This window comes from Caballeronia hypogeia (genome assembly GCF_001544875.2).
In the GTDB taxonomy this organism is placed as follows: domain Bacteria; phylum Pseudomonadota; class Gammaproteobacteria; order Burkholderiales; family Burkholderiaceae; genus Caballeronia; species Caballeronia hypogeia.
This window is the reverse complement of record NZ_FCOA02000031.1, coordinates 78,247-84,625: the sequence shown is the minus strand read 5'-3', so window position 1 is coordinate 84,625 and position 6,379 is coordinate 78,247. Positions and strand designations below refer to the sequence as shown.

Below are 6,379 nucleotides of genomic sequence, written 5' to 3'. Positions count from 1 at the left end.
CAATCGGAATCTGGTGCTCTCCGCTCGCGCGGCGTAGCGCCAAACTCGGCGGTCTCCGACAAAGTCGGGGCGGTTCATGTAGTGCCCGGCCTTGCATATGGCCTACGCCCGTTGAGGGTGAACTGAGCTGCCCGCTTGTGGGCAAGCCGCTGGTACCGCAGAAGCGACAGTCGTGTTCGTCAACGCTTGGCCTGCCGTGAGGCAAGTGGTCCAGATCGATCGCCTAGTCCTCTTCGTTCGGACCATTGGCCGTTCGCATACTGATACCAGCCATCCGATGGCCGCTGAACCCGGAGACCGATGTGGGTCGTGAGTGTGAGTTCGCTGATGCAGGCGGCGGAAGTCCTATCGCGCGACACCACCAAAGTCAGCAATCTGCCAGCCTGCTGACGTTAAACGGAACCGGCTTCAATGTCCGCAAAGGCCGACAAGCGAGCTGTATCAACATCGCTCCCGACTCGCCGATCACGTCCTGATACCCTCTTGCTGAGTACAGGGTCGCCAGCTGCGCATATCATGGTAGCGGCCGCGAATCGCTTTGCCACGACGCTGGCACGATCGATCTCGAACGCGAGCGTCCCTGATCTGTGCGCAAGCGCCAATCTAGCATGGCGGTTTGGGGCACCCGTGGTCGCGCTTCCGACACATCGACATCTCGCGTGCGGAGGCCGGCCGGTTCTCTACGCCACTTGGCGTTCACAATTCATATCCGGCTCCATGGCTTTTTGTTCCATCTCGTCGACGTGAAGTTCAAGCGCCGCGAGCCGAGCAGTTTGGACTGGAAGCAACGTATAGCTAATGCGCAAGTCACGAAGGCGTGCCTTCCAGTAACCAGCGCTTATCGGTAGCGCAGCTGATGTTGCGCTTACTGCGCGCACTACCGCTTCTATATGAGCGATCTCACGATCGGCTTGCAGAGAGGTCCGCTTGGGCACGTCGACCGAAGCGGACGATACCTGGCGCGCTCGGTTCCTGAGGGTCGTATTCATACGCTGTGCATTTTCAAATTCGTTGCAACAAGCGTATGCGGGCTGCCAGAAAGTCAAGGAACGGAGAGAGTATCGCCCTGTGGCGCGACAATCTGGATGAGAGACCTCACCTTGATTGACGCGTGGCCGCGCCCGGCCTTGCGGCGTTGAAGATGAGCTTATGCCTTGTTCATGCTAAGGACTGAGAGTGACGGAGCGTCGCATCAACACATGAGGCGCGCACGTGTGGCGCAAAAACGCGCGCGCAAGCAACTCTATGCATGCAGGCATGTCGTCGGTCAACTTGATGGCCAAGGAAGCCTGCGCGGGCGCGGATTGGCGGGCAAGCAAACGTCGGTTATAAAGACATCAGGTCCGTGCGACTGCTGCGCAGTCCGTCTCGATCGAGGCCGAGGCGCCCCTCCACGTCCGATGCGCGAATCGCTTGTCGGTGAACGCGCCGCGACCGGCAATCAGGTACACGCTTTCCTGTTCGATTCGGTATCGATCTGCCATCGGTCCGGTCAACGCCAGCAGCTTGCTGGTGATGACCGGGCGACGCGGGGGCACTCGATGTAGCCGCGCTCGTTTACGCCGCTGATCGACTGTCGTCACTTCGTGAGAGCAGCCTTGGCGGCGCCCGCACAGCGGCTTAGATCGGCTTGATATTCGACGCCTGCTTGCCCTTCGGTCCCATCTTTTCTTCGTAGCTCACTTTCTGCCCTTCCGCGAGGGTTTTGAAGCCTTCAGAACGGATTTCAGAAAAATGTGCGAACAGATCTTCACCGCCTCCGTCTGGCGAGATGAAGCCGAAACCCTTTGCATCGTTGAACCACTTGACCGTACCAGTTGCCATGTTGTGTTTGTGCCTGAGTTGCCGTTTGACCGGCGGTTGTCCGAGCTGTGTTGCTGGGATGCTCATCTTGAACCGTGGACGATTTAACGGCAACCCCGCTCAGCCCTCGTACCGGGTAAACGTGCGTTTCAGTAGCCTTTTTCGCACGAAAACGACACTTATGCCTGTCTGCATCGGGCTCTGACGTTTCGGCGTTCGGCGGGGCGCGATGCCCTGTTCGTTCGCGTCGTCTGTGATGAATTCTTGGGGTAGCGTCTCTTGTAGACTATGCGTGCATCCTAAGCCTTAACCTCCATGTCCACCTCCTTCAAACCAACAGCTGAGCAACGCGCGGTCGTGGAAGCGGCCATCGGCGGCGGTGATCTCAAAGTCAAAGCCTATGCCGGCGCCGGCAAGACCTCCACTTTGCGATTGGTCGCCCTTCAACTGACGGGCAAGCGGGGGGCGTACCTCGCGTTCAACAAGGAGATCGCAAATTCGGCGGCCCGAGGATTTCCGCCCAACGTCAGCTCGCGTACCGTGCATTCGCTCGCGTACGCGGGCGTGGACCGGTCATTGACGGCTCGTGTGAACCTCCCCGCCGAGCCGCTCCACGAGTTATCCGCACGCTACGGAATTGGTGCGATCGAAGTTCCGACCATTGCCGGCAGAAACGTCGAGATCGCACCCTTCGAAATCGGACGGATGATCGTCGACGGCTTGGGCCGGTTTTGCCGCTCGCCGGATGCGACGCCGCGCCCCTCGCACATTCCAGTCGACGAGAAGGTGCAAGAACAGGCTGCCGACTGGCTGCGCGAAAACCTGCTGCAAAGCGTGGTGCGCTTGTGGCACGAGAGCATCGATCCACGTGGACGCAGCGCGATTCTGCCGGACGTTTATCTGAAAGTCTGGGCGCAGCAAAATCCCCGCATTAACGCCGATTTCATCCTCTTCGACGAAGCGCAAGACAGTGATGGCGTCATGATGTCGGTGCTCGGCCGGCAGCGCCACGCCCAGATCATCTACGTCGGCGATCCCTACCAGCAAATTTATGAGTGGCGCGGTGCGATCAATGCGATGGCACAAATCGACGCGCCGGAACGCCCTCTCACTGAATCCTTCCGCTTTGGACCGACGCTCGCTGCGCTCGCGAGTCGTGTGCTCACGCTATTGCGCGAACCAACGCCAATCCGTGGGCAGCCAGGCATTGGCTCGATCATGGTTGAAGATCCGGCGCTTTCGCCACCGGTCGATGCCATCCTATGCAGAAAGAATGTGACAGCCATCTGGCAACTCGCCGCAGGCCTCGAGATGGGTCATCGGCCAGCCATTCGCATGAGTGCCAGCGAGATCGTCGCGTTCGCGGACGGCGCCGATCAACTGCTCGCAGGTCGGCGCGCGTTCCGCCCACTGGCCTTTGCGTTGTTCGACAGCTGGAAGGACGTCCAGTCATTCGCGCGCTGCGCGGCCGGCCAAGACTTACTGCCGATCGTCCAGATTGTCGACGAGCGTGGCACCGATTATCTTCGCACCCTCGCGCAGCGCGTGACGCACGAACGCGAAGCCGACTACGTTATCTCGACGGTGCATCGCGCCAAGGGGCTTGAATGGAAGCGCGTCAAAGTCGTGAACGATTTTCGCTTCACGATCGCTAACGGTCGACTAACGTTGGATGAGGACGAGATGCGACTCCTCTATGTCGCGGTGACACGCGCGCAGCACGTGCTCGATATTTCCGACCTTCGCGAAGCACTATTGAGGTTGTTCGTTTCGAAAATGCCTTTCTGACTAGTGGCATGCAAGACCAAGCCCCGATCAAGATGCCAGAGTCCGGAGGACCCTTATTGGTTAAGGGTCTGCAGCAACTCATCGCCAGAATTTGCACGGAAGGTTCCCCAAAAGGCGCTCAGCGTTTTGGCGGGTTGGTTTCGTCCTTTGCTTTGTTCACGTCTCTTTAGGTCCGGCGAGCGCGGCCTGAACGCAGTCGACAGCGCAAGGGCCCTCCTTTGGCGTGAAATACTTCAAGATGCACCGAAATCAAGAGCCTGCCGACACCGCTATGCCTTTGGAAACGTCGTAAGCTGACTATTTTTCCTAAGAACGATTTGTATAGTCGCGCGGTCCGCTTGCTCGGCTGTTTGCCCGGACGGCCGGACCCGTATCTTCACCGATCGTCGAGATCGAGTGCTTGAAGATCATCTGGGATCCCGTGGTCGAACTGAGATAAAGCATGTACGTATCAAATGATTGAATGTGTCCAACCAGTCTGATTCCGTTGACCAGATAAATCGCCACGCGCTTTCGTTCCTTTCTCAACGCGTTGAGAAAGTCGCCTTGAACACCAGGTTGGGTCTGCGCCATATCAGTTTTTTAGCTCTTTAAGTTTTGATGAGCTCAAGCGCATCCGATCTGCAAGCCACGGAAGCATCAGACAGCATCAGGGCCGTACTTGGCCTCTCGTTCGTGGCGGATCGAAAGCAGGACCACGCGCGAGTCGGAACACGCGTACAGGATGAGATGGGCGGAAAGCACAGACTCCCGAAACTCAAGCAACTGAGCCTGTGCAGCCAACTGCTCAACCTGCCGTAGCCATGCCTGCGATGCGGCTGAAGTCACTGCATAGAAATCCGCTCGACGACCAAACTTGGGGTAGTTCTCCAGTCGCGCAACCAGCTCAACGATTTCGCCTTCAAGTTGGTCGGAGCGTCGTGCGGCCGAGCCTTCGTCCTGAACAAACATGAATGCTTCAATGGCGTCGAGCGACTCGGTAAACGAGTCAGCGACGTCGACGATGGTCATGTCTGGCTCTTGGCGCGGCGTTTTTCAGCACGTTCTTGCAAGGCGCGCCGAAACGCTTCGGCAGACGAAGTCCGCCCGGCGAGCACGTCGTGGATCCCGCGTTCTGCGTCAGATAGCATCAACAGACGGCCGCGCTCGTGGCGCTCGAGCTCGTGATAGTAATCAAGCTTCTTCGCGTCGACAATCGCGACGAAGGCGGAGCCGTTTTTTGTGAGGACCTTCTCAGCGCCGGCGACCACGTCCTCCGCGAGCTCAGTCAGACGCGCCCGAGCTTCACTGATCGGAACAACATCCTGTGCGCGGATAGCCATTTTCATGCATCCTTTAACGAATTCGTTAAAGTAACATACGCCCCACTCCCGCACCCTGTCAAGTACGTTTCCCGTGAAACTAAAAGCGTGCGACCCTAATAGAGACGTCCGGCATCAGATTGACGAAGACGTCGCGGCCACCCGCCACCCGGTTCAGCATTTGGCGCACTGCCGCGCTTGATTTACGATGGATCTGACACGGGTTCCGAATTCTTCCGGTGTCCGCGAAGGGGAGGCTTGGCCAAGACAGCAACCAACGCTCTGCGAATTACTATAGTCCTACGACAACCACGGACGACCACATTGGAATCGTTGACATCACCGCATGGACTACGAGGGTTCGCGCACCTGATCGAGTCGTTGACGCAGAAGCATCGGGATCCAGCCGAAGGGCAAGCCGTACCGAATTCAGCTAAATCGCCTAGTACGAACGACCCTCTGGCCTCGCAAGTGATCGAGCAGGCAGAGGCAACCCTACCGGCAACATCGCTGCGCGTGTTCGTGTTTCCGTCCGACAAAAAATCTCCAGCGGCAACGCGGAAGTAAAGCCGGTGACGCGAACCGACGCGGTCATCGATGCTGCACTTTCCGTGTTGCCATGTAGGCGTCAAACAGGCCCGTATGCAGCCGGCTGAGTTCTTCGCGTAAGGTCACCAGTTCGTGCTGGTCGCCTTCATGTTCGCGGCGCAAAATCTCCCCAAGCAAGGCAGTGGCGCGAGACGCCGGCAAATCTCGCTGCATGCGCGCCTCGCCCAGCCGAGTCGCCAGTGCTGGCTTGACGATCATTAGCCAGGCCGGGAACCATGCGTAATCCTCGATTTCGCCTGTGCCGGAAAAGTCAGCATCGAAGCGCCGACGCAGCCCATCCAGCGAAGCGTCCCGAAGCCCGGCAATTAATGCGGCGAACCGTGACGGTGCCAGCCACGCCAACTCTGCAAACAGTGGCCACGCCGCATCGAGGCCGGCCGCTCGACACCGCGCTTCGGCCATCCAGGTGAGGGGGGACGGGATGCGCCACCACGATTCGATCGTGTTGACGGCGTCAGTGGCCGCCGCCCAGCCCCCTGCGCGAAGCCATAGCGGCGCGGCGTGACTTTCGGTGTGGGTCGCGCAAAACGCCAGCGGTGCTGCGCGCTCGGCGAGGGAGCGCCAGCAAGATGTCGACCACGCATGAAGGTCCTGTGCGGGCAGCACATGTTGGGCCGCGGGCATCACCTCATCCTCGAGGTGTCGACGTATCGAGGCCAGTTCCGCGTGGTCGGTCAGCGGAAGGCTTAACTCGTTCTCGAGTTCGCAAACAAGCACCGCCATCGTAGGCAGCGCACTGTCGTCAGGGTATTCATCGGCGAGATGCGTCAGCGAGGCTCGCGCGTCCACCGCATCGCGACGCTGCAATTGCTCCACGACGTCATTGCGCAGTGCCACGTCGCGGCTGTCGGCAAATATATCGAGCTGTTGCATGCTTT

The 6,379-nt window shown here is 59.0% G+C and carries 6 protein-coding genes; 1 reads left to right on the top strand and 5 read right to left on the bottom strand.

Annotated elements, in window-relative coordinates; genetic code table 11:
- Positions 1-1,620: 1,620 nt before the first annotated feature.
- Entirely contained in the window at positions 1,621-1,824 is a 204-nt protein-coding gene (locus tag AWB79_RS31055; RefSeq protein ID WP_061171267.1) for a cold-shock protein, read from the bottom strand.
- A gap of 294 nt (positions 1,825-2,118) precedes the next feature.
- Here AWB79_RS31055 and AWB79_RS31050 point away from each other — a divergent pair, with 294 nt between their 5' ends.
- Entirely contained in the window at positions 2,119-3,591 is a 1,473-nt protein-coding gene (locus AWB79_RS31050; protein WP_061171266.1) for a UvrD-helicase domain-containing protein, read from the top strand.
- Between the two features lie 306 nt (positions 3,592-3,897).
- Here the strand turns inward: AWB79_RS31050 and hfq are convergent, their stop codons facing one another.
- The 4 genes from hfq to AWB79_RS31030 all read right to left on the bottom strand — a co-directional run bounded on the left by hfq (position 3,898) and on the right by AWB79_RS31030 (position 6,374).
- The gene (gene hfq, locus AWB79_RS31045) at positions 3,898-4,164 is read right to left on the bottom strand and encodes an RNA chaperone Hfq (protein ID WP_061171265.1); all 267 of its coding nucleotides are present in this window, start codon (positions 4,162-4,164) and stop codon (positions 3,898-3,900) included.
- Positions 4,165-4,230: 66 nt separating this feature from the next.
- Positions 4,231-4,602: a hypothetical protein gene (locus tag AWB79_RS31040; RefSeq protein ID WP_061171264.1), complete on the bottom strand. Its 372-nt coding sequence runs from the start codon at positions 4,600-4,602 to the stop codon at positions 4,231-4,233.
- Positions 4,599-4,913 (bottom strand): type II toxin-antitoxin system prevent-host-death family antitoxin, encoded by a 315-nt coding sequence (locus AWB79_RS31035; RefSeq protein ID WP_061171284.1) that lies wholly within the window; start codon positions 4,911-4,913, stop codon positions 4,599-4,601. Before AWB79_RS31035 ends, AWB79_RS31040 begins: the two co-directional genes overlap by 4 nt.
- A gap of 570 nt (positions 4,914-5,483) precedes the next feature.
- A complete protein-coding gene (locus AWB79_RS31030) occupies positions 5,484-6,374 on the bottom strand; it encodes a hypothetical protein (protein ID WP_061171283.1) in 891 nt (296 codons plus the stop codon).
- Between the last annotated feature and the right edge of the window lie 5 nt (positions 6,375-6,379).

What these genes read in the sequence shown, in the direction of transcription:
- AWB79_RS31055 (WP_061171267.1), bottom strand. Translation starts at nt 1,824, where the DNA reads ATGGCAACTGGTACGGTCAAGTGGTTCAACGATGCAAAGGGTTTCGGC.
- AWB79_RS31050 (WP_061171266.1), top strand. Translation starts at nt 2,119, where the DNA reads ATGTCCACCTCCTTCAAACCAACAGCTGAGCAACGCGCGGTCGTGGAA.
- hfq (WP_061171265.1), bottom strand. Translation starts at nt 4,164, where the DNA reads ATGGCGCAGACCCAACCTGGTGTTCAAGGCGACTTTCTCAACGCGTTG.
- AWB79_RS31040 (WP_061171264.1), bottom strand. Translation starts at nt 4,602, where the DNA reads ATGACCATCGTCGACGTCGCTGACTCGTTTACCGAGTCGCTCGACGCC.
- AWB79_RS31035 (WP_061171284.1), bottom strand. Translation starts at nt 4,913, where the DNA reads ATGGCTATCCGCGCACAGGATGTTGTTCCGATCAGTGAAGCTCGGGCG.
- AWB79_RS31030 (WP_061171283.1), bottom strand. Translation starts at nt 6,374, where the DNA reads ATGCAACAGCTCGATATATTTGCCGACAGCCGCGACGTGGCACTGCGC.